At 71.7% G+C, this 22,646-nt stretch carries 19 protein-coding genes; 5 read left to right on the forward strand and 14 right to left on the reverse strand.

Translation table 11 applies throughout. The annotated features are described in order from the left end of the window. The first annotated feature begins 1 nt into the window (after window position 1). Both ACIQ5Y_RS25295 and ACIQ5Y_RS25300 read left to right on the forward strand, forming a co-directional pair. Entirely contained in the window at window positions 2-3,304 is a 3,303-nt protein-coding gene (locus ACIQ5Y_RS25295; protein ID WP_403884677.1) for a DUF4082 domain-containing protein, read from the forward strand. After that, window positions 3,301-4,350 carry a glycosyltransferase family 2 protein gene (locus ACIQ5Y_RS25300; protein ID WP_403884680.1) on the forward strand — a complete coding sequence of 350 codons (1,050 nt, stop codon included), beginning with the start codon at window positions 3,301-3,303 and terminating at the stop codon, window positions 4,348-4,350. The genes ACIQ5Y_RS25295 and ACIQ5Y_RS25300 overlap by 4 nt, the downstream gene beginning before the upstream one ends. A gap of 17 nt (window positions 4,351-4,367) precedes the next feature. Here ACIQ5Y_RS25300 and ACIQ5Y_RS25305 read toward each other — a convergent pair whose 3' ends face one another. Continuing rightward, on the reverse strand, window positions 4,368-4,997 hold the full coding sequence (locus ACIQ5Y_RS25305) for a hypothetical protein (protein WP_403884683.1): 630 nt from the start codon (window positions 4,995-4,997) through the stop codon (window positions 4,368-4,370). Between the two features lie 88 nt (window positions 4,998-5,085). On the opposite strand from ACIQ5Y_RS25305, the gene ACIQ5Y_RS25310 reads away from it, so the two are divergent. Then, complete coding sequence (locus tag ACIQ5Y_RS25310) at window positions 5,086-7,110, forward strand: O-antigen ligase family protein (RefSeq protein ID WP_403884686.1); 2,025 nt, start codon at window positions 5,086-5,088, stop codon at window positions 7,108-7,110. Next, window positions 7,056-8,027, forward strand: coding sequence for a glycosyltransferase family 2 protein (locus ACIQ5Y_RS25315; protein WP_403884689.1), 972 nt, complete (start codon window positions 7,056-7,058; stop codon window positions 8,025-8,027). The genes ACIQ5Y_RS25310 and ACIQ5Y_RS25315 overlap by 55 nt, the downstream gene beginning before the upstream one ends. A 10-nt stretch (window positions 8,028-8,037) precedes the next feature. Here the strand turns inward: ACIQ5Y_RS25315 and ACIQ5Y_RS25320 are convergent, their stop codons facing one another. The 11 genes from ACIQ5Y_RS25320 to ACIQ5Y_RS25370 form a co-directional block, all read right to left on the reverse strand. After that, entirely contained in the window at window positions 8,038-9,018 is a 981-nt protein-coding gene (locus tag ACIQ5Y_RS25320; RefSeq protein ID WP_403884692.1) for a class I SAM-dependent methyltransferase, read from the reverse strand. Then, entirely contained in the window at window positions 9,012-9,689 is a 678-nt protein-coding gene (locus tag ACIQ5Y_RS25325) for a class I SAM-dependent methyltransferase (RefSeq protein ID WP_403884695.1), read from the reverse strand. The genes ACIQ5Y_RS25320 and ACIQ5Y_RS25325 overlap by 7 nt, the downstream gene beginning before the upstream one ends. A gap of 41 nt (window positions 9,690-9,730) precedes the next feature. Then, window positions 9,731-10,540 carry a glycosyltransferase family 2 protein gene (locus tag ACIQ5Y_RS25330; RefSeq protein ID WP_403884698.1) on the reverse strand — a complete coding sequence of 270 codons (810 nt, stop codon included), beginning with the start codon at window positions 10,538-10,540 and terminating at the stop codon, window positions 9,731-9,733. Beyond that, window positions 10,537-11,646 (reverse strand): hypothetical protein, encoded by a 1,110-nt coding sequence (locus tag ACIQ5Y_RS25335; protein ID WP_403884701.1) that lies wholly within the window; start codon window positions 11,644-11,646, stop codon window positions 10,537-10,539. The genes ACIQ5Y_RS25330 and ACIQ5Y_RS25335 overlap by 4 nt, the downstream gene beginning before the upstream one ends. Before the next feature lie 5 nt (window positions 11,647-11,651). Further along, complete coding sequence (locus ACIQ5Y_RS25340) at window positions 11,652-13,250, reverse strand: oligosaccharide flippase family protein (RefSeq protein ID WP_403884704.1); 1,599 nt, start codon at window positions 13,248-13,250, stop codon at window positions 11,652-11,654. Then, on the reverse strand, window positions 13,222-14,109 hold the full coding sequence (locus ACIQ5Y_RS25345) for a Wzz/FepE/Etk N-terminal domain-containing protein (RefSeq protein WP_403884707.1): 888 nt from the start codon (window positions 14,107-14,109) through the stop codon (window positions 13,222-13,224). Before ACIQ5Y_RS25345 ends, ACIQ5Y_RS25340 begins: the two co-directional genes overlap by 29 nt. Window positions 14,110-14,136: 27 nt before the next feature. Further along, window positions 14,137-15,258, reverse strand: coding sequence for a non-hydrolyzing UDP-N-acetylglucosamine 2-epimerase (wecB, locus tag ACIQ5Y_RS25350; protein WP_403884710.1), 1,122 nt, complete (start codon window positions 15,256-15,258; stop codon window positions 14,137-14,139). Between the two features lie 3 nt (window positions 15,259-15,261). Next, window positions 15,262-16,518, reverse strand: a complete 1,257-nt coding sequence (locus tag ACIQ5Y_RS25355) for a nucleotide sugar dehydrogenase (RefSeq protein ID WP_403884713.1) — start codon at window positions 16,516-16,518, stop codon at window positions 15,262-15,264. Continuing rightward, window positions 16,518-17,288, reverse strand: coding sequence for a WecB/TagA/CpsF family glycosyltransferase (locus ACIQ5Y_RS25360; RefSeq protein WP_403884716.1), 771 nt, complete (start codon window positions 17,286-17,288; stop codon window positions 16,518-16,520). The genes ACIQ5Y_RS25355 and ACIQ5Y_RS25360 overlap by 1 nt, the downstream gene beginning before the upstream one ends. Next, on the reverse strand, window positions 17,285-18,451 hold the full coding sequence (locus ACIQ5Y_RS25365) for a hypothetical protein (protein WP_403884718.1): 1,167 nt from the start codon (window positions 18,449-18,451) through the stop codon (window positions 17,285-17,287). The genes ACIQ5Y_RS25360 and ACIQ5Y_RS25365 overlap by 4 nt, the downstream gene beginning before the upstream one ends. A 403-nt stretch (window positions 18,452-18,854) precedes the next feature. After that, complete coding sequence (locus ACIQ5Y_RS25370; protein ID WP_403884721.1) at window positions 18,855-19,454, reverse strand: acyltransferase; 600 nt, start codon at window positions 19,452-19,454, stop codon at window positions 18,855-18,857. Window positions 19,455-19,679: 225 nt separating this feature from the next. Between ACIQ5Y_RS25370 and ACIQ5Y_RS25375 the strand changes: the two genes are divergently transcribed. Further along, window positions 19,680-20,822, forward strand: coding sequence for a hypothetical protein (locus ACIQ5Y_RS25375; protein WP_403884724.1), 1,143 nt, complete (start codon window positions 19,680-19,682; stop codon window positions 20,820-20,822). 15 nt (window positions 20,823-20,837) lie between these two features. Here the strand turns inward: ACIQ5Y_RS25375 and ACIQ5Y_RS25380 are convergent, their stop codons facing one another. Beyond that, the gene (locus ACIQ5Y_RS25380) at window positions 20,838-21,737 is read right to left on the reverse strand and encodes an ABC transporter permease subunit (RefSeq protein ID WP_403884727.1); all 900 of its coding nucleotides are present in this window, start codon (window positions 21,735-21,737) and stop codon (window positions 20,838-20,840) included. After that, the gene (locus ACIQ5Y_RS25385) at window positions 21,734-22,645 is read right to left on the reverse strand and encodes an ABC transporter ATP-binding protein (RefSeq protein WP_403884730.1); all 912 of its coding nucleotides are present in this window, start codon (window positions 22,643-22,645) and stop codon (window positions 21,734-21,736) included. The genes ACIQ5Y_RS25380 and ACIQ5Y_RS25385 overlap by 4 nt, the downstream gene beginning before the upstream one ends. Window position 22,646 lies beyond the last annotated feature (1 nt).

A 22,646-nucleotide genomic window follows, 5' to 3' on the forward strand; every position in this document is an offset into this window, starting at 1 on the left:
GATGAACAGACGGAGAAGGCTCCTCCGGTACGGTCTCCTCACCGTGGTCGCCGCTCTCATGGCCACGGTCCTGCCGCCGGCCGCGGTGGCCACCGCGGCCGATCCCTGCGGGCCGGGGAGCAATGCGATCGTGTGCGAGAACTCCAAGCCGGGCACTCCCATGTCCGACTGGTTCGCACCCAGCGCCTACGGCGACATCAAGGGTTTCCCGGCGCAGACCAGCGTCCAGGCCGGCGAGACCGTGCAGTTCAAGATCCAGTCGCCGACCGCGTACCACGTCTCGGTCTACCGGCTCGGCCACTACGGGGGCAACGGGGCCCGCCTGATGTCGACCGCCGCCCAGGCGGCGCAGACGTATCCGGCGAACTTCGCGCAGGCCGGCAATCCCAAGAACTGCACGACCAAGGCCTCCACGGGTCTGGTCGACTGCGGGAACTGGCCCGTCACCGCGACCTGGACCGTGCCGGCGGACGCCGTCTCCGGCCTGTACATCGCCAACTTCGACCAGGCGGACGGCAATGGCGTGATGCCCTATCCGTTCGTCGTCCGCAACGACTCCAGCCACTCCGACATCGTGGTGCAGACCAGCGACCAGACCTGGCAGGCGTACAACAACTACGGCGGCCAGGACCTGTACGACGGCGCCGGACCCGCCCCGGACGGGCGCGCCTACGAGGTCAGTTACAACCGGCCGATGGACATCGGCGGGGAGAACGGGATCTACGGTTCCGAGTACCAGATGGTCGCGTGGCTGGAGCGCAACGGGTACGACGTGAGCTACATGTCCGGGATCGACATGTCGACCCGGGGTGCCGCGCAGCTCCAGAACCACAAGGTCTTCATGTCCTCGGGGCACGACGAGTACTGGACCCAGGACCAGTTCACCAACGCGCTGAACGCGCGCCGGGCCGGGGTCAACCAGACGTACTTCAGCGGCAACGAGGTCTTCTGGAAGACCCGTCTCGCCCCGAGCATCGACGGCGCGAACACCGCCAACCGGACGCTGGTCTGCTACAAGGAGACCAAGCTGTCCTTCCCGGTGCCGAACGGCGTGCCCGACCCCAGCGGGATCTGGACGGGCACCTGGATGGACCCGGCCAGCGGCGGCAACGGGCGGACCTACCAGCCGCAGAACCAGTTGACCGGCTCGCTGTTCAGCGTGAACGGCTCGCGCAACGACGCGATCACCGTGCCGGGCTCCTTCGCCAAGATGCGGCTGTGGCGCAACACGACGGTCGCGGCCCTGACCCCCTCCCAGACCGCCACGTTCCCGGTCGGCACCCTCGGCTACGAATGGGACAGCGACGTGGAGGACGGCTACCGGCCTCCCGGCCAGATCGCGATGTCGTCGACCACGGTGGACATCAACGACGGCAAGTTCCGGCTCGACTACGGCAACAACTACGGCAACGGCACCGCCACGCACAGCCTGGTCGCCTTCCGCGACCAGACCTCGCACGCCCTGGTGTTCGGCGCGGGCACGGTGCAGTGGTCCTGGGGTCTGACCAACATGCCCACCGGCAATCCGGACGACGCGGTGGTCACCGAGGACAAGCGGATGCAGCAGGCCACGGTGAACGTGTTCGCCGACATGGGCGTGCAGCCCAAGTCCCTGCAGAGCAACCTGGTCGCCGCGACGGCCTCGGCGGACGCCACCGGGCCCACGGTCACCGTGACCAGCCCGGCGGCGAACGCCACCGTGCCGGCCCTGAAGCCCGTGACCGTCAAGGGCACGGCGAGTGACACCGGGGGCGGTGTGGTGGCCCGCGTGGAGGTCTCCACCGACGGCGGGACCACCTGGAAGGCGACCACGGGCCTCGGCTCGTGGACGTACACGTGGACGCCCACCGTCCCGGGCGCGGCCCAGATCAAGGTCCGCGCGGTGGACGACAGCGTGAACATGGGCGCCACCACCACGCTGCCCCTGACCGTCGGCCCCCAGCAGTGCCCGTGCACCGTATGGCCGGCCGCGACCGTGCCGGGCACGGTCAACGGTGGTGACGGCGGTGCGGTCGAGCTCGGCGTGAAGATCCGTTCGTCGGTGCCCGGTTCCATCACCGGCGTCCGGTTCTACAAGTCCCCCGCCAACACCGGCACCCACACCGGCAGCCTGTGGAGCAGCACCGGCCAGCGCCTGGCCACCGGCACCTTCACCAACGAGACGGCGTCCGGCTGGCAGCAGCTGAACTTCTCCTCGCCCGTGCCGATCAAGCCCAACACCACCTACATCGCCTCCTACTTCGCACCCAAGGGCGGCTACTCCTACGACACCACCTTCGCCTCGTCCGACGCCGGTCTGGCTCCGCTCACCGCGCTGAAGAGCGGCACCGACGGCGGCAACGGCGTCTACCGCTACACCACCACGGGCGGCTTCCCGAACAACGCGTCCTCGGGCAGCAACTACTGGGTGGACGCGGTCCTGGACACCGCCACGGCCAGTACGACGCCGCCCACGGTCACCGGTATCTCGCCGCAGTCGGCGGCGACCGGCACCGCGATCACGGCGTCGATCTCGGCCACCTTCAGCGGGGCCATCGACGCGGACACCCTGACGTTCACGCTGAAGGACTCCGGGGGCAACTCCGTCCCGGGCACCAAGACGCTCCCGGCGTCGAACAGCGCCACCTTCACCCCGGCCGGCGAGCTCGCGCTCAGCACCACGTACACGGCGTCCGTGCAGGCCTCCGACCTGTGGGGCAATGCCATGGCCGCGCCGGTGACGTGGAACTTCACCACCAGCACGACACCGCCCACGGTCAACTGCCCGTGCACGCTGTGGACCGGTACGACGACCCCGAGCACCGCCAACGTGGGTGACGACACCAACTCGGTGGAGCTGGGCACCCGCTTCCAGTCGGCGGTGAACGGCTACATCACCGGCGTCACCTTCTACAAGGGACCGAACAACACCGGTACCCACACCGGCAGTCTCTGGGCCGCCGACGGCACGCTCCTGGCCACCGGCACCTTCGGCAGTGAAACGCTGACCGGCTGGCAGCAGCTCAAGTTCGCCACCCCGGTGGCCATCACCGCGGGCACCTCGTACGTGGCCTCCTACCACGCGCCGAACGGCAACTACTCGGTGGACGGCGGCTACTTCACCGCGGCGCACCGCTCCTACCCGCTGGTCGCACCGGCCGACGGCACGGGCGGGGCCAACGGCCTGTACAAGTACGGCGCCTCCACCGCCTTCCCCAACAACACGTTCGGCTCGGTGAACTACTGGGTCGGCCCGATCTTCACCACCACCCCGCCCGCGACGCTCGCCGAGTCGGCCACCGCGTCGGAGGTGTCCGGCCAGTGAGCACGGTCAGCGTGGTGATCCCCTGCTACAAGTACGGCCATTTCCTGGCCGACTGCGTCAAGAGCGTCCTGGACGAACAGGAGGGAGTCGACGTCCGGGTGCTGATCATTGACGACGCCTCACCCGACGACTCCGCGGAGGTGGCGCGGGCCCTGGCGGCGAAGGACCCGCGGATCGAGGTGCGGGTCCACGAGCAGAACCGGGGCCACATCGCCACCTACAACGAGGGTCTGCTGGAGTGGGCCGACGGGGACTACGTCGCCCTGCTCTCGGCGGACGACCGACTGGTCCCCGGGGCCCTGGTGCGCGCCGCCGCCCTGCTGGACGCGCACCCGGAGGCGGGCTTCGCCTACGGCAGGCCCCTGCGGTTCCGGCACGGCGGGCCACTGCCCGCCGCCCGCACCCGGTCCACCGGGTCGGTGGTCTACCCGGGCCACTGGTGGCTGGAGCGGCGCTTCCGGGAAGGAACGGGGTGCATCACCTCGCCCGAGGTGGTGGTGCGTACCAGCCTCCAGCGCAAGGTCGGGGGCTACGACCCGGAACTCCCGCACGCCGGTGACATAGAAATGTGGATGCGGCTCGCCGCCCACGCCGACGTCGGCTACGTCAGCGGCGCCGACCAGGCGTTCTACCGCGTTCACGGCAACAACATGTCCACCACGGACTTCGGCGGGCAGCTCGACGACCTCCGCCAGCGCCTCGTCGCCTTCGACTCGGTGCTGGAGAAGTGCGGCGGGCTGCTGCCGGACACCGGCCGGCTGTCACGGGCGGCGCGCACCCGGCTCGCCCGGTACGCGCTGCGGCGCGCCTACCGGGCGTACGACCGGGGCCGCACCGGGGTCGTACCGGTGGACGAGCTCGTGGCCTTCGCCGCCGAGTGCCTGCCCGGCGCCTACACCGGGCTCGGCGAGTACCGTGCGCTGCGCCTGCGCCGGCGGATCGGGGCGCGGGTGATGCCGTACCTCCAGCCGCTGGTGCTGTCGGCCGTCGCCGACCGGGGGCGCGAGTGGCTCTGGTGGCGTTCCTGGAAGCGCCGAGGGATCTGATGCACCGTCTGTTCCATTCAGCTGCTCGCCCGTCGGTCCTTCCGGCGGGCGAGCAGCTGGTCGGTCCACAGGGCCGCCGGTACTCCGGCCACCAGCGCCAGCAGGGCCAGTCCGGCCAGACCACGGCTCTTGGTGCCGGTCTGCGCCACGGAGTTCGGCGGTACCAGGAGGGTGATGCTCATCCTCGCCGCCTCCGGTATCCCCTGCTGGATCTGCATGTCCGTCAGATGCTTCGAGTAGACCTCGATGATCTTCTTGACGGTCGCGTTGGCGGCGGCCGGCGCCGGCTTCTCCGCCTGGATCTGCAGGGAGGGGATCAGGTAGCGCGGGGTCACGCTGGTGCCGCTGTTGCGCGGGATCAGCCGGTAGGTGCCCTCGACGCCCGCGGCACGCAGCTCGTCGGTTCCGGCGCGCGACTCCAGCCGGCGCACGGCCGCGTAGGAGACGGCGGCGAGCGGCGGTTGCAGGTTGGCGAGCTGGTTCGGCTGGGTGCCGGTCACCGGGGGTTTGAGCACGATGATCGCCGAGCTCAGGTACGTCGGGCTGGGGCGCAGAACCTGGAGGGCTCCTGCGGCCGCCAGCGCCATCGCCACGGCCAGGACGTACCAGCGCCGGAGCAGCGCTCGGACCAACTCACCAGGCGACACACGATTCCTTCCGTTCCCCACGTCGTGATCGATCCTGTCAGGACACGTGTCGGCGCGCCATCAAATCCGGTAGCTCTCAGGGGTGTTCGTGACCATCGGTGAAATACTCGCGGTGCTCCGGCGCCGCTGGTACGTGATGGTGCCGATGGCACTGATCGGGCTGCTCGCGGCCGGCCACCTGTACCGTTCGGTGCCGGTGTCGTACCAGTCGCAGAGTTCGGTGGCGCTGATCGACTCCAAGGCGGTGGCCGAGCTGGCCCCCGCGTTCGGCAATCCCATCGCCAACGCGGGCGGCACGCTGGTCGTGACCGCGGACGTGCTGATCAGAACCCTGTCGGGGGCGGACGCGGCCCGGGACCTCCACGGCCTCGGGGTGACGGACCCGTACACGGTCTCCTTCGCCGCGAACGCCTCGGGCCCGATGCTCACGCTGACGGTCACGGGGACCGACCGGGAGAAGGTGCTGCGGGAGACGAAGATCCTCACCGAGTTCGCCGGGGAGCAGCTCGGCGCGCTCCAGGCGGCGGCGAAGGTCGCGCCCGCGTACTTCGTGCAGACCACTCCGGTGGTGTTGCCGCAGATCCCGCGGCCCCAGCTCAAGACCCGCTACCAGCAGGTGCTGAGTGTCCTCATTCTCTGCACCACGGCCGGGTTCGCACTGTCCTTCGTGACCGAGACGCTGGCGGTGGCGGTGCGTCGCAGGCGCGCGGCCGCCGGGTCCGGCGGCGGGGTGCGCGGGTGGCGTTCTCGCAGGCGGGCCCGGGGCCGGCAGCTGGACGCGGTCACGCTGCTCACCGGCTATCTGGTGCTGGCCTTCTTCATCCCGTCGAACATGACGCTGCCGGGGATGGGTGGTGTCGGTACGCCGGCCAACGTGTTCGCGCTGCTGGGCCTGTTCTGGTACCTGGCGGCGTGGATCACGGGCCGGATCCGGCCCGCCCCGGGGACCCGGCTGCCCCGGGTGGCGATGCTCCTGCTGGCGGTCGCGGTGCTGGCCGCCTACCTGTCGAACGCGACCCGTGGAGCCTCCCGCAAGGAGCTCCTCGGCGCGGACCGCGGGCTGATCGGGCTGCTGGTGTGGGTGTCCCTGGTGGTGCTGGTCTCCGCGGCGATCCAGGACCGGGCGCGGCTCGACACGCTGCTGCGCCGGGCCGTGGTGATGGCGTCGGTGGTGGCCGCCATCGGCTTCTACGACTTCTTCGCCGCCACGAACATCGCCGACCAGATCACCATCCCAGGCCTCTCGAACAGCGTCCCCCAGCTCGCCGCCATGGACCGCGGCGCATTCACCCGGCCGCGTTCCACCACGGCGCACCCCCTGGAGTTCGGCGGGATGCTCGCCCTGCTGCTGCCCTTCGCCATCCAGCAGGCCTTCGATCCGGTGCGGGCGCACCTGAAGTGGTGGCGGCGCTGGATGCCGGTGGTGCTGGTGGGCGGCTCGCTGCCGCTGACGGTGTCGCGGACGTCGATCATCGGGGCGTTCATCGTGGTGCTGGTGATGGTGCCGCGGTGGAAGCCGCAGCGGCGGTGGACCGCGCTCGGTCTGCTGCTGGGTTCGGTGGCCTGCTTCAAGGTGATCGTCCCCGGGCTGATCGGGACCATCACCACCCTGTTCGGGTCCTTCTTCGCCAACTCCGACAGCAGCACCCAGGCCCGTACGGTCAAGTACAGCGCGATCGTCCCCTATCTGGAGGGGCGGCCGTGGTTCGGGCAGGGTCTGGGGACCTTCATCCCCGAGCTCTACTTCTTCACCGACAACCAGTACATGCTCACGCTGGCGGAGATGGGCCTGCTCGGGCTGGTCTCCCTCCTGGCCCTCTTCCTGACCGGGATCCACCAGGGCGGCGCCATCCGCCGGCTGGCCCGCGACGAGTCCGACCGGGAGCTCGGGCAGGCGTTCTTCGCCTCCGCCCTCGTGGCGCTGGTCAGCAGCGCCACTTTCGACGCCCTCAGCTTCCCGATGTTCGCGGGGATGTTCTTCCTGACGATCGCCGCCGGAGGCAGTTACCTCGGCTTCATCCGGCGCGCGGCGCCGAAGCCCCTGACCGTGGAGTCCTCATGCGCTTCGACAGCCCAGCCTCCGGCCGCCCGGCCGGCACTGCCGGTCCCGTAGCCGTCCTCGTCGTCACCTGGAACAGCGCCAAGGTGCTCCCGGAGTTCCTCGCCTCCCTGCCGGAGGCGATGACGGGGCTCGACTGGCGGCTCGTCGTCGCCGACAACGACTCGGCCGACGACACCGTGGAGGTGATCCGCTCGCTGGCCCCGGACGCGACGATCGTCCAGACCGGCCGCAACGCCGGGTACGCGGCCGGGGTGAACGCGGCCCTCGGCGCCTGCGCCGACTGGGAGGACGGGCCGCGGGCGGCGCTCGTCTGCAATCCGGACATCCGGATGCGGCCGGGCTGCGCCAAGCTGCTCGTGGACGGGCTCGGCGCGCCCGTGGGCGACGGCGACCGCGTCGGGATCAACGTGCCGCTGCTGTACGAGGAGGACGGCCGTACCCTCGTGCACTCGCTGCGGCGGGAGTCGAGCGTGACCCGCGCCCTCGGGGAGGCCGTCATCGGCAACCGCCGGGCCGGGCGCTTCCCCCACCTGAGCGAGCTGGTCACCGACTCCGCCGCGTACGAGCGGTCGACGCGCGCGGACTGGGCGACCGGGGCCCTGATGGCCCTCTCCGCGGACTGCCTCGCCGCCTGCGGCCCGTGGGACGAATCGTTCTTCCTCTACTCGGAGGAGACGGAGTACTGCCTGCGGGCCCGGGACCGCGGCTTCGTGACCCGCCTGGAGCCGGCGGCCTCGGCCACCCATCTCGGCGGGGACTCGCAGGTCTCGCCTCGCCTGTGGACCCTGCTGACGCTGAACCGCGTACGGCTCTACGAGCGCCGGCACGGACCGGTGGCGACGGCGGCCTTCCGGGCCGCCGTCCTGCTCCGGGAGACCTCGCGGGCCGCGCTCGGCCGCCCGGCCGCCCGGGCGGCCGCTGCCGCACTCGTCCGGCCGGGCGCCCTGCGCGCGACGCCGGGTCCCTGATCGCCTCGGGTCAGCCGCTGCGGGGGCGGCAGACCATGGCGATGAAGTCGTGCCCGACTTCCGGGAGCGCCGCGTCCTCCGCGGCGAAGCACTCCTCCAGGAGTTCCAGCGTCCGCGGCTCCTGGTCCCGGAAGTTGTGCGCGATCCCGGAGAAGGCGATGTGCAGCACCGTGCCCCCGTAGGGCCGTTCCTCGACGACCTCGAAGTGGCGGCGCAGGCCCGGCAGCAGCGCGGCCGCGTCGACGGCCTCCGAGGGGTCGTCCAGCACCATCGCCAGCTTGCTGGGGCGTACGACGCGGTGCTTGATCCGGCCGTCGGCCAGGCGGCGCCGCTCCTCGGGGAGCCGGGCCAGCAGCGCGTTCGCCGCGTCGAGCTGGGCGTCGGTCCACTGGAAGCGGGTGGGGCCGACGAACTCGTCGATCACGAACGTCCCGCCGGGCTCGATCAGCCGGGACAGCCTCGGCAGGGTCTCGTCGAGGTTGTCGAAGTGGTGCAGGGACTGAAGGCCCAGCAGCACGTCGAAGCGTTCCCCGTCGCTGGTCATCTGATTGACGTCGGTGACCCGGAAGCGCAGGACGTCGGCGAGGCCCTCTTCGGCGGCGGTCCGGGTGGCGAAGTCGATCCGCTGCTGCGCCACGTCCACGCCCTCCAGGAGGCCGAACGCGCCGGTCTTCGCCCAGAGCAGTTCGTTGCCGCCGGTGCCGCAGCCGAGGGAGAGGCCGCGCAGGTCGGTGCGCGGCGCGAAGTGCTTGGCCGCCACGTACTGGGGGTAGGAGGTGTCGGCGTCGCCGGTCATCAGCAGGTTCCAGCGCTTGATGACGCCCGGGATCGCCCACCACTCGGTCAGCGACGGGTCGACCTGGGACCAGTGCTGGACCACGCGCGCGCCGCCGCGCACCCGCAGTTTGGCGAGCACCGGGTCGAGTTCCAGCCGTCGCACCTTGCGCAGCAGCCGGTCCGCGTCGTGTCGGTTGATGAGGTTGTTCAGCATGAGCGCTCCGTTCGTACGGCGGTCAGCGACTTGGTGACACCGAGCACCCGCTCGCTGAGGAGCACCGACCCGGGGAACAGGTAGCTCATTTCGGCGCGGCCCAGCAGTTCGATGTTGACCACGGCGTTCATGGCCGACTCGGGGCTGTCGGGGCGGCTGTGGACCAGGGGCCAGTGCCGTACGAGTCGTGTCCTGGCTGCGAGCGGCAGGAACTGGAAGCCGGGCGCGACGAAGTGCGGTTCGACCGGGAAGTAGCGGTACGGCGTCTGGATCCAGTGCAGCGGCGCCAGTTGCTCGACGGCGGCGACGAACCGGCGGCGCTGGCTGTGGCCGCCGACGTGCTCGATGGTCGAATTGGAGAACACCAGGTCGTAGCCGCCGTGCTCGCTCAGTTCGGCGGCGACCGCCGGGTCGGTGACGTCGGCGATCTCGGCGGTGATCCAGTCGGGCAGTTCGGCGGGGTGCTCCTCCAGGTTGATCAGGTGGACGTGCTTGGCGCGCACGGGTGCGCGCAGCCACATCTCGGCCGTCCCGCCCAGGTCCACGACGCGCATGTTCTCGATGCCGGGGAAGCATCGCTGGAAACGCTCCCAGCGGGCGATGCGCAGTCGTTCGCCCAGAGAGCCGGGTGCGTCGACGAACTTGTTTCGGAGGGCCCGGGATCGGGGCATCGGATCAACCACCTGTGGTCGGAGCGGAAGAGAGGCGGGCTTCAACTGGACTGCTGCCATTGCGTGTAGAAGCTCGCCGGGTTCATGAGGTATCGGACGGTGGGGTGCGGCAGGTGGCGCACCCGGTGCCGGCGGCCGTACCGGCGGATCAGCTCCCAGTCCTCGCGGGGCAGCACCTCCGGGGTCCGGCGCAGACGGCTGAAGTGCAGGGAGCGGTTGCGGCGCGCGACGAAGGCGTTGGTGTCCAGGAAGGCCTCGCGGGCGGCGCGGCGCCGGTCGTAGGGCACCGACAGCACGTCCTGCTCGCTGCCGTCGGGCAGGACGCGACGCAGCGCCGTGTAGACGGCGTCGGGCCCGCCGGGCGACTCCAAGGCCGCCAACGCCCTTTCCAGGTGGTCGGGTTCCCACAGGTTGTCGTCGTCCAGGAACGCCACGTACCGCGAGCGGGTGAGGCGGATGCCCACGTTGCGCACGACGCCCGCGACACCGGTGTTGCGGGCGAGCGAGACGGCGAACAGCCGCGGGTCCTCGGGGAGGTCCGGGAGTCCCGCGCCGTCGTCGACCACGATCACCACCTGGTCCCGGACGGTCTGGTCCAGGGCCGAGCGCACCGCGGCGCGCAGTTGCTCCGGGCGCCGGTGGGTGGCGATCACCGTGGCGACCAGCGCCGAGGGCGGTGCGGTGAGGACGCGGGCCAGCCGCCCGGTCTCGGCGTCCTCGACGCGGCGCAGCCGCAGCGCGGTGGGGGCCAGCAGGACCTTGTTCCTGGTCTCGAAGAGCACCAGCCAGCCGAACAGCGCCTTGAGCAGCGTCCAGGGCGCCCGCGCGAGCCCGCGCACGAGGCCGCTCACGGGGCCGGCTCGGGTTCGATCGGGCGGCCGTCGGACATCCGGTTGTTCCGCCACACGTTGCCGGGGCCGCTGTGGTTCCAGTGGGCGACCACGCCGTAGCCGCCGGCGGCGGGGTGGTACTCCGTCGAGAAGATGTTGTCGGTGACCTTGATACCGGTGGCGCCGGTGCTGCCGCCGTAGAGGGCGTAGGCGCCACCGGCTATCCAGTTGTTGTCCACGGTGACGTTGCGGACCACACCCGTGTCCGCGAACAGGCCGATGCTGCCCGAGGCGCCCTCCTTGAGGCCGGTCGGGTTCAGCAGGGTGTTGTGGCGGATGATCAGTTCCCCGGTGTTGCCGCCGCCGCTGATCACCGCGTTGGTGTGCTGCCATTCGCCGCCGAGGTTGACGAACGGGACGATGTCGTGGACGTAGTTGTCGTGCAGGTTGCCCTGCCCCATGGACAGGGCGTCGCCGAACACCGAGACGTCGCACCAGCCGACCTCGATGGAGCTGCCCCCCATGTTGGACACCGCGTAGTCCACACCGCCGTTGTCGGGGCCCTTGCCGGGCACGGCCGTGATGGTGGAGTGCAGGACCCGCAGGCCGCTGAAGCCGGGGCGCAGGTTGATGCCCCACCAGCTGTCCGAGGTGATCTTGCTGTCGATGACGGTGACGTCGTTGGCATAGATGTCGAGCGAGCCGGTGATGTCCCAGCCCCGGATGACGAGCCCGTTCTCCCGGACGGCCATGTACCCGGTCTTGTGGGGCGTGAGCGGGATCCGCGGACCGGTGGTGGAGGCGTCGGGGAAGCCGCAGGCGCTGAAGGAGGCGCAGGCGCCCTTGGCGGCGGGGGCGCCGGAGGGAGTTCCGGCGGCCGCGGTGGCGGTGGGCTTCGCCGTCGGGGTCGCTGAGGCGGCGGGGCTGCCCGTCGCCTGGCCGTCCGGGGTCGGCGCGGCGGAGCCCGGTGACGCCGGTGAGGCGCTCGCGGGGCAGGTCCGCGCGGAGTCCGGGCAGTCCGGCAGCGCGGCGGACCGGTCGGGTCCGGAGCAGGCCACGCCCGTGACCGCGAGGAGGGTTAAGAGGAGCAGTCCGGCGAGCGGGTTTCGGCTGATGCGCCGTGGCATCGGGTTCACCTCGTGTCCTGTGGGGTGGGCCGGGCGGGTGCGGGCGTCCGGCGCCGGCCGTGGCGGGGTCCGTCGCCGCGGGGTGCGTCACCGCGGGGCGGGTCGCCGCCGTCGGTGCCGCGCAGGAAGCCGCGGCTGGGCAGTACGCACAGCGTGTAGCCGGCCAGGGCGATCGTGCCGGTCGCCGCGAGCGCGAGCGGGCCGTCGCCGAGCAGCCGTTCCAGGCCCAGGATGGTCGCGGCCATCACGGCGCCGCCGAGGAAGGGCCACGCGCACGCCTTCGCCACCCAGCCGACCCCGATGCCGCCCCGGCTGAGGGCGTACAGGAACACGGGCACCACCAGGCCGCCCGCGACCAGTACATGGGCCTGGGAGGCTCCGACGATGCCGTTCAGCCGGGCGCCCGCGAGGAGCACCGGGACGAGGGCCACCAGCCACAGGCCCTGCACCAGGAAGAGCGACCGGCGCTGTCCGGCCGCGATCAGGCAGTCGTAGGCGAGTTCGCTGCCGATGCGGATCAGGCCGAGGGCCATCAGCCAGGGCAGGGCCGGTGCTGCGGCCGTCCACTGGCTCCCGTAGATCAGCTCGATGGCCGGCGCCGCGAAGCCGGCCAGCAGGACGCACAGCGGGACGGTGCCGGTGACCACCACGCCCAGGGCGCGGCTGAAGCCCCGGGCGAGCGCCAGCGGCGAGTCGGCCAGGCGGGAGAAGCCGGCGAAGGTGACCCTGCGGGCGGCCTCGGAGATGATCCGCACGGGCCAGCCGGAGATGTTGAAGGCGAGGACGTAGAAGCCGAGGGCCACGTCGCCCACCGTCGCACCGACCAGCATGGTGTCGACGTTGACCACCGCGAGGGCCAGCAGGCTCGCCCCCGCCAGCGGAAGGCCGAACCTCAGGAGCTCCCGGGCGTGCCCGCGGTCCCAGCCGTACTTCAGGGTGCCCGGCACGGCCAGGCAGCACCCGATCAGCGTCACGGTGTTCCCCGCCACGGCCCCCCAGGCGAAGCTCATCGCCCCCCAGCCCGCGAAGGCCAGCAACAGCGTGACCGAGGTGCTGATCACGAAGTTGAGTCCGTCGATGACCATCCGCTTGCCCTGGGCGAATTCGCGGGTGAGGAACTGGCCGGGTACCGCCGCCACCCCGCCGATCAGCACGCACAGGCACATCACCCGCAGGACGCCGGTGGCGTCCGGCGAGCCGAGCAGGCCCGCCACCGTCGGTGCCGCCGTGAACAGCGCCACGTACAGCACTCCGCTGGAGAGGGTGCTGAGGGTCAGCACGGTCGGTGCGAACCGTCGCGGGTCCCCCTCCCAGCGCACGATGGCCAGGCTCACGCCCAGCTCGTTCGCGGACAGCAGGACCAGCAGCACGGTCTGCGCCACGCCGTACACGCCCCATTCCGCCGGGCCCAGCGCGAAGCGTGCCAGCACGATGCCGGTCGCGAAGTTGCCCAGGCGCAGGACCAGGGTGTTGATCAGGCTCCACCGGGCCGCCGAACGGACCTTCCGGCCGAGGGCGGGAGGAACGGTGGATGCGGGCGGGGGCGGAGCGGGGGCTCCGCCCTGCGCACCGGTCTCACTGTCCGGTGTGCGGACGGTGTCCATGGGTCGACTCCTCGTCGAGCGGCTCGGCGGTGGTCGGCGCGGCCATGACGGGCTGTGGCGCCTCGGGCTGCGCGGCCGCCGGCCCGTCCTGGCCGGACCGGGCCCAGGAGGGCGGCCGCCGGATGCCGAGCGTCCGTTCCACGGCCGGTTCCTCGGTCCGGGAGACGGGGGCGACGGCCGGTCGCTCCTGCGGCTCGGTCGCCCGGGCCTCCGGCCCGTCGCCCTGGTCCTCGCCGGCTTCGGGCCGGTGCCTGCCGGGGCCCCGCCGCTTGCGGGCCTCCACGAAGAAGGTGGCGACCAGGCTGAGCACGAAGCCCAGCGCGCCCGCCATGACGAGGAACTGGATCCGGGACTTGGTCTGGGCCTGCGGTTCCTGGGGCGGCACGATCACGGCCATCCTGATCATGGCCTCGGGCCGCACCGTCTGCTGGGTCTGGAACTCGTCCAGCCGCTTCTGCGCGTACGCGGTGAGGATCTCGTCCGACTTGAGGACGGCCGCCCGGTCGGTTCCGGTGACGGTCAGCCACATGAAGGGGCCCAGCGCGTTGTCGGCGATCTTCGCCTCGTGCTTGCCGGTGAGGCCCAGGGCCTTGAGGTCGGCGACGGCCCCGTCGGAGTTCAGATTGCGGGCCAGGCCGTCGGCCATTCCGGTGAGGGAGGTCTGGGTGCTCAGGAAGGGGTTGCCGTCGAAGGCCTCCGTGGCCTTCTTGGAGTTCAGCAGGGTCACCGTGCTCTGCGACTGGTACTCCACCGGGACGAGGAGGTGCACGGCGGCGGCCAGCGCCGCCGTGAGCACCAGCCCCGGTATCAGTACGTACCAGCGCCTGCGCATGACCCGCCAGATTTCGGCGAGATCCAAGGTCTTCCCCTTCTCTGAACTGCTTGTCTACTGCGGGACGAGGTCGGTGGGCCGGGGCCGGGTGTGCCTGCTCCCGCCGTCCAGCAGGACCTCGGCGATGCGCTCGCTCGCCCGGCCGTCCCAGAGTTCGGGGCAGCGGGGCGCCGGCGGATCGTCGAGCACCCGGTTCACGGTGGCCACGACGCGGTCCGGATCCGTGCCCGCGAGTACGTTGGTCCCCTGCTCCACCGTGATGGGCCGCTCGGTGTTCTCGCGCAGGGTCACGCAGGGCACGCCCAGCGCGGTGGTCTCCTCCTGGATGCCCCCGGAGTCGGTGAGCACCAGGCGGGCGGAGTCCTGCAAGGCGATGAAGTCGAGGTATCCGGCGGCCGGTACGAGCTTGATGCCGCCGGGGACGCCCAGTTCGGCCAGCCGCTCGGCGGCCCTCGGGTGCACGGGCAGCAGCAGCGGGCAGCGGTCCGCGATCTCGCCCAGGGCCTTGAGCAGGCCGCGCAGGGCCCCGGGGTCGTCCACGTTGGCCGGCCTGTGCAGGGTGACCAGGCCGTATCCGCCCCGGGTCAGGCCGTGGCGGTCGAGTACGTCCGACTGCCGGGCCCGTTCCAGGTTGGCGAGGAGGGTGTCGATCATGACGTTGCCGACGACGTGGATCTGGTCCTCGCGGTAGCCCTCGGCCCGCAGGTTCGCTGCGGCGTCGGGCGAGGGGGCCAGCAGGTAGTCGCTGAGCCGGTCGGTGGCGACCCGGTTGACCTCCTCCGGCATGGACCAGTCGCGGCTGCGCAGTCCGGCTTCCACGTGGGCCAGCAGCGGGCCTGCCTTCGCGGTCACCAGGGCGCAGGCGAGCGTGGAGTTGATGTCCCCGACCACCACCACGGCGTCCGGGGCCAGTTCGTCCACCAGCGGCTCGAACGCGGCCATCACCCGGCCGGTCTGCTCGGCGTGGGTGCCGGATCCGGCGCCGAGGTACCGGTCGGGCTTGCGGATGCCGAGGTCGCGGAAGAAGACGTCGTTCATGGACTCGTCGTAGTGCTGGCCGGTGTGGACCAGGATCACTTCGGCGCCGCGGCGCTCCAGTGCGTCCATCACCGGTTTGATCTTCATGTAGTTGGGTCGCGCTCCGGCGACGCAGATGATCCTCTTCGGGTCGGCCACGGCTCAGAGCACCTCCACGTTGGGTCCGGACAGCCGGTTGCGGCAGTCCAGTACGTACGAGGCGTGTTCGGCGATCAGCTTGTAGTCGAAGGAGTCGTGGTCGGTGATCAGGACGACGACGTCGGCGGCCGCGATCTCCTTGCGGGTGGGTTCGACGCGGACCAGCCGCGCGTCCACCGCGATGCTCTCGACCACGTGGGGGTCGGCGGCCCGTACCTTGGCGCCCATGTCGATGAGCAGTTGCGAGATCCGCACCGCGGGCGATTCCCGGGCGTCACCGGTGTTCTTCTTGTAGGCGAGCCCGAGCAGCAGGATCCGGGAGCCGTTGACGGACCGGCGCTTGGTGTTGAGCGCGTCGATGACGCGGCGTGCCACGTACTCGGGCATGTGGCTGTTGATGTCGTTGGCGAGTTCGACGAAGCGGAAGTTCTGGCCGAGTTCCCGCTGCACGCGCCAGGACAGGTACGAGGGGTCGATGGGAAGGCAGTGGCCGCCGACGCCGGGGCCGGGGGTGAACTTCATGAAGCCGAAGGGCTTGCTGGAGGCCGCTTCGATGGCCTGCCACACGTCGATGTCGAGGTGGCGGGCGAACATCGCGATCTCGTTGACGAGGGCGATGTTCACGTGCCGGAAGGTGTTCTCCAGCAGTTTGGCCAGCTCGGCCTCCTTGGGCGAGCTCACCGGCACGGTGGTGTCGACGAGTTCCCCGTAGAAGGCCTCGACGGCCTTGAGCGAGGCTGCGTCGACGCCCGAGACCACCTTGGGGGTCTGCTGGAAACCCCAGACGGTGTTGCCGGGGTCGATGCGTTCGGGGCTGTAGCCGAGGTGGAAGTCGGCGCCCGCGGTGAGCCCGGAGCCGTCCTCCAGGATCGGGGCGAAGAGTTCCTCGGTGGTGCCGGGGTAGGTGGTGGACTCCAGGACGACCGTGGCGCCCGGGCGCAGGAAGCGGGCCAGGGTGTGGGCCGACTCCTCGATGTAGCGCAGGTCGGGCGTGCCTTCCCGGAGGGGGGTGGGGACGGTGACGACGGCGACGTCGAAGCCGCCGCAGTCCCGGGCGAGTTCGCTGGGCCGGTAGGTTCCGCGCTCCAACGCGCGGGCGATCCGTTCGGAGGTGACGTCCTCCACGAAGGACTCACCGGCGGCGAGGCTCTTGACCCGCCGGGAGTCCACGTCGTAACCGATCACCTGGTGGCCGACTTCGGCGGCCCGGATGGCGAGCGGGAGACCGACGTATCCCTGTCCCACGACGACGACGCGCATCAGTGACTCCTGTTCGCAAGGCCGGCAGGCGGTGTGCGGCGGACGAGTTCCCGGGCCGTCATGGCGAGGAAGGCGGCGTTGGTGGTGAAGTAGCGCTTGGCGAGCCGGCGGGGCTCCTGGAGGGTGCGGTAGAACCACTCGAGCCCCATCCGCTGCCAGACCAGGGGGGCCCGCTTGGTGATCCCGGCGAGGATGTCGAAGGAGCCGCCGACGCCGTGCACGACGTGGACGCCGGTGCGCTTGCCGTATCCGGCGGTGAAGATCTCCTTCTTGGGCGAGGTCATGCCGAGGAACAGCAGGCCGGCGCGGCTGTCGGCGACGGCGTCGGCGATCGACTCCTGGTCGGAGTCGTCGAAGTAGCCGTTGCGGCTGCCGGCGACGTACAGCTTCGGGAACTGCTCGGAGATCTGCCGGAGCATCTGCTCCAGCACGTCCTGCTTGGCCCCGAGCAGGTAGACGGGGATGTCCGCCACCTCGGCCGCGGCGAGCAGCCGCATGAACAGGTCGATGCCCGCGACCCGTTCGGGCAGCCGGACGCCCAGGACGCGGCCGGCCCAGACCACCGCCTGGCCGTCGGCCAGGACGAGGTCGCAGCCGGACACGGCCTCGGCGAGGCGGGGGTCGCGCCGCATGTTGACCAGCTTCGCGGCGTTGACCATGCCGATCTCGATCTGCTCGCCGCGCCGGACGGCGTCGAGGCAGCGCTGGACGGTCTCGTCCATGGTCAGGGGGTCGACTCCGACCCCGAAGAGGAACTGGCGTCCGGTCATCTGAGCCCCCCGAGCCAGGCGAACAGCATCCAGCCGAACTCGTACGGACGGCACTCGCGGTCCACGGAGAGGGGCCGGAAGAGCCCGTCCAGGGGTGCGAGCCGGGCGCGCGGTGCGACCCGGGTGGTGAGTCCGCGGGCGGCCCGGACGGCCTTCTTCGGGTCGCCCCGGTAGACCTTGCGCCAGGTGACGCCGAGCTCGTCGCGGATCATCGGCTCGCGCGGGGTGCCGGTGGGCCCCGAGATCTCGGGCACCTCCGTCATCCAGCGCAGCCCGCGGCGGATCTCCGCGCCGAAGTCCGTCCCGCCCGCCTCGGCGAGGTCGAACAGGGCCGTCGGGGCCATCGCGTGCTGGTGGACGCTGTAGACGGGGTAGCCCTCGATCACGGTCCCGTGCCGGGCGTCGTAGTGCCACCACCACTGTCCGCCGTCGCCCTGCAGAGCGCAGATGCGGGCGGCGCAGGCGTCGGCTGCCGCGAGGGCCTCGCGGTCCCCGCCGCTCGCGTGCAGCCGGGCCAGGGCCTGGAGCGGGTACGTCTGGTCGGCGAAGCAGGCCACGTGCGACCGGTAGCCGGGCACCAGCCCCGGCGCGGTGGCGTGCGGGAACAGCGGGCTGTCCGCGGCCCTGGCCGCGAGCAGGCGGTCGCGGGCGGCCGGGATCCGGTCCTCCACGTCCACCGTGGCGCGGGCGGCGGCGAGGGCGGAGAGCACCCAGGCCGCCTCGACCGTGTACTGCGGCCGTCCCGGGAGGTCCAGGGCGGCCACCCGGTCGAGGGCGTCGGACAGCTTGGCGTGGCCGGTTTCGGCCGCGGCCCAGGCGATGAGCGCGGCGTCGCCGAGGTTGACCACCCCGGGCAGCCGCTGCACGAGCAGCCCCGTGAACTCCTCGGCGGTGCGCCCGCCGAACAGGGCGCGCTGGCGCTCCTCGGGCAGGAACCGGGCCCCGAGCGCGGTGATCGCCGCGTACCGGGTGCTGGTCCCCCGCTGCTCCAGCCCGCGGGTACCGTCGGGCGACACCTTGCCCACCCGGGTGAACACGAAGGTCTCTTCCCCGGCCAGGTACATCGCGGGCAGGCCCGACTCGGCCAGTACGAGCAGGCGCTCGGCGAGGGCGTGCAGCGACGGGTCCTCGTGAGCCAGTGCTCCTAATCGTTTGGTGGTCATCGGGTCCCCACCCCGATTCCCCGGGTGCTCCTCGCACCCCGCATGTCCGAGCCGTAGCGCTCCAACACACCTATCCCCTCTGATCGCTCGGCGGAGGGGGATCGTGCATGACGGCGTCCCGGCCCGCGGCGGCGTGCGCCGTGGCCCGAACCGTCCGACGGCTGCGTCTGGAACCCCCCAGCGATGCCGCGGACCGGGGCACGCGGATCGGCAGTGTCCCGTCCGGCGCGGTGGCGCCGCGTCCGGACATGACACTGCCCCGGTGCCTCGTCGTGTACAACCCCCCACTGAGCATGGCCTGTTGCCTGCTCAGATCCCGTTGTGCAGGGACACGGTATGCCCACGGATGTTCGTTGATTGTGGTTTTGAGGAAATGCCATTGCCTCAAATTGCCGACATGTCGTCAGCCGGCCTCGGCCAGCGCGCCGTCCTTCTCCTCGTACAGCGCGCCGGTGCTCGGGCACTGCCAGACGTCCGGCTTCCCCTCGACCTCCACCAGGCGGACTCCGGCCTTCCCCACCCAGCCGATCCGCCGGGCCGGCACCCCGGCGACGAGGGCGAAGTCGGCCACGTCCCGGGAGACCACGGCCCCCGCCGCGACAAGGGCCCAGCGGCCGATCCGCACCCCGGCCACACAGACGGACCGAGCCCCGAGCGAGGCGCCCTCGGCCACGACGACGCCGGCGGGCTCCCAGTCGCCGTCCCGCTTCAGCTTGCCGTCGGGGTCGACGGCGCGCGGGTAGAAGTCGTTGGTGAGGACGGCCGCCGGGCCGATGAACACCCCGTCGCCGAGTACGGCGGGCTCGTAGACGAGCGCGTAGTTCTGCAGCTTCACGTGGTCGCCGATGCGCACGCCGGGCCCTACGTACGCCCCGCGCCCCACGATGCAGCCGCGCCCGAGCCTGGCCTCCTCCCGTATCTGTGCCAGATCCCAGATCGCGGTCCCCTCGCCGAGCTCGGCCGTCTCGTCGACCTGGGAGGAGGGTTGTATGCGGACGCTCACGGCGCGTTCCCCTTACGGTTCGCGAGGCCCCCGGAACCACGGGCCTACGTGCGGAGCATATGCGCCGCCGGCCCACCGCACCCGGAGATCAACCCACTGTTCCGCAAACGGACTTGAGCGCACCGGCGTGGCGCCGCCCGCACCGGGGCGCGGCTCGCCCCGGGCCCGTCGTAGCCTTCTTGACCAGGGGAATCACCGAATGACCGAGCAAGGCGGGGGCAGTTCATGACATACCGACGCGCGGCGATACCGGCACTGACGGGAGGGTTGCTGATCACGGCCCTCCTCTGGTGGGCCGGGGCGAGCGCCCAGGCGCTGCGCCTTCAGGGCACCAACAGCCTGTTCGGCATCGAGGGCACCCTGGAGCTCGGCCGCTGGCTGTTCCCCTGGTCGTACGAGCCCTCGGCGGCCCTGGGTTCCGGCACCGATCTGTCGGGCGGGACCGGCGGCAGCTACGCCTCGCTGTACTCGACCGCCGTGCAGATCCGGTTCGTCGCGGTCTTCGCCTTCTTCCTGCCCGGGGCGCTGCTCCTGATCCGCAGACTGCCGCCGGTGCGCGGCCGGATGACGGCCTCGCTGCTCGCGGTGTGGGCCTGGGGGCTGGTGGCCGGGATGCTGGCCATGACCGTCTCGGCGCCCTGGCTGATCGCCTCGCAGGGCCGCGGCAGCTACCGCCTCCTGCCCCAGCTGTCGAGCGTGATCGCCTCCGGGCGGCCCGCTCTGGTGGTGGCCGCGCTGATCGCCGCGGCGGTGACCGTGCTCGTGGGTCGCGTCACGGTCAAGGGCGCCGGTCCGGTGCCGCAGAACATCGTCCCCGAGCGCGCCACCCGGCTGGCCGCCACCGTCGGCACCGCGGTGATCGCGGTGTCGCTGGTGGTCCTGTCGTACCAGCCGGTCGCCGCCGAGATCCAGATGTTCTCCCCGTACGACGGGATGTTCTCCGAGCCGGGCGAACTCCTGCGCCAGTGGCTGCTGCTGGGCGCCTGGGACTTCCCGGCGGGGGGTCCGCTCGGGAGCTGGCTGCTGTACCGCGTGCTCGACCTGCTGCCGCTCGCCGTGGTGTGGGTGGCACTGCGGCGGCTGCCCGCGCTGCTCACCCGTACCACCCTCCCGGCGATGGCGGTGGGCACGGTGTGCGCGACCGTCCTCGGGCTGCTGGCGAGCCAGCTGTTGCACATCGTGCTGAACGTGTCGGACAGGCCCTACGGGGTGCCGCAGCTGTTCTCCGGCCTCGGCGGCGGCATCCCGGCGGCCCTGCTCTTCGGGCTGGCGGCGGGAGGCGCGGCCACCGTGGCACTGCGTACGGCGGTGGGCCGCGCGGAGGCCGCCGGCGTCGGGGCGACCCGGCCGGCCGCGTCCGGATCCTGAGCGCGGGGCAGCGGCTCACACGTCGCGCCGCCGTACGACGATCACGGTGACGGCCACCGCGAGGACGGGCCAGAGCGTGAAGGCAAGCCATGAGTCGGCGACCGTGGGCAGGGCCTCGCTCTCCCGGGGGTGCAGCATCGACAGGCAGCTGCGCCAGTCGTAGAACGGGAACAGGTTGTACACGTCGTTCGCCCACTGGTGGACGCTCGGCTTGAAGAAGCCCGGTAGGACGACGAGGACGCCGCAGGCCGTGACGACGGCGCCCGCGGTGTGCCGCAGGAGGGCCCCGATGCCCAGGCCGACCAGCGCCGAGACGGGAGCCAGCAGCGCGTTCGCCAGCAGCACCCGCGCCACTCCGGGATCGCCCACCCCGAGCCCGATGCCGCGCCCGGACAGGATGGCCTGGCTCACCCCGAAGGTGCCCAGCGACACGACCGTCCCGACGGCGAGCATCACCGCCGCGAGGACGGCGACCTTCGCGGCCACCACGGGGTGGCGCCCGGGTACGGCGGTCAGGGTCGTGCGGATCAGGCCGCTCGCGTACTCGCCGACGATGGCCAGAGCCCCCACGCTGCCCGTACCGATCATGAGGAGGGACACGCCGGCGCCGCTGAGCGCCTCGCTCATCGGGTCGTAGTGGGACCGCTGCTGCGGCCCGAAGTCGGGCCAGTTCTGGTAGGTGTCGAGGCTGCTCTGCACGGCGAGACCGATCAGGAGCAGCGTGCCGATCCCGAGCAGTCCGAGGGTCGAGGGCAGGGACCACAGCTTGATCCACTCGGCGGCGAACAGGTCGCGGAACCGGACGCGGGGTTGGGCCGCCGGAGTCGGCAGGACGGACAGGCCCGGCCGGGTCGCGGTCGGCGGGGACGCTGTCGGCGGGGTCATCGGCGGTGGGGTCATCGGCGGCGGGTTCATCGGCGCTCCCCCGCCCGGTAGTCCGCGCGGTCGGCGGTGAGTTCCATGAAGGCGTCCTCCAGTGAGGCGGAGCCGGGAGCGAGCTCGTGGAGCGGGATGCGGTGCTCGAATGCGAGCTCGCCGATGCGGGCGGCGGTCAGTCCGCTGACCGTGAGGCACTCCCGACCGTCGGGCCGTACGCGGGCGCCCTCGGGTGCCAGCAGGGTCGTGAGGCGTCCGGCGTCGGGGGTCCGTACGGTGACGCGGGCACGGGTGCCGCGCATCGCGAATTCGGCGACGGTCTCCTGCGCGATCAGCTCGCCCCGGCCGATGACGACGAGGCAGTCGGCGGTGTTCTCCATCTCGCTCATGAGATGGCTGGAGACGAGGACGGTACGGCCTTCGGCGGCCAGCCGTCCGAACATGCCGCGCACCCAGCGGACCCCCTCCGGGTCCAGGCCGTTGACGGGCTCGTCGAACAGCAGCACGGGCGGGTCGCCGAGGAGGGCCGTGGCGATGCCGAGTCGCTGGCGCATGCCGAGGGAGAACCCGCCGGCCCGGCGGCGTGCCACACCCGCCAGGCCGACCTCCTCCAGCACCTCCCGCACCCGGCGGCGGGGCAGGCCGTTGCTGCGGGCCAGCGCGGACAGGTGTGCCAGGGCGCTGCGGCCGGGGTGGACGTCGCCCGCGTCGAGGAGTGCGCCGGCGTGGTGGAGTCCGGCCCGCCGCCGGGTGAAGGGGCGGCCGTCGATGGTGGCGCTTCCGGCGGTGGGCCGGTTCAGGCCGAGGATCATGCGCAGGGTGGTGCTCTTGCCGGCGCCGTTCGGGCCGAGGAACCCGGTGACCTGTCCGGGTCGCACCGTGAAGGTGAGGTCGTTGACGGCGAGGACGTCGCCGTAGCGCTTGGTCAATCCGTTGACTTCGATCACC

Origin of the sequence: Streptomyces sp. NPDC096339 (assembly GCF_044762985.1) — a bacterium.
Classification (GTDB): domain Bacteria; phylum Actinomycetota; class Actinomycetes; order Streptomycetales; family Streptomycetaceae; genus Streptomyces.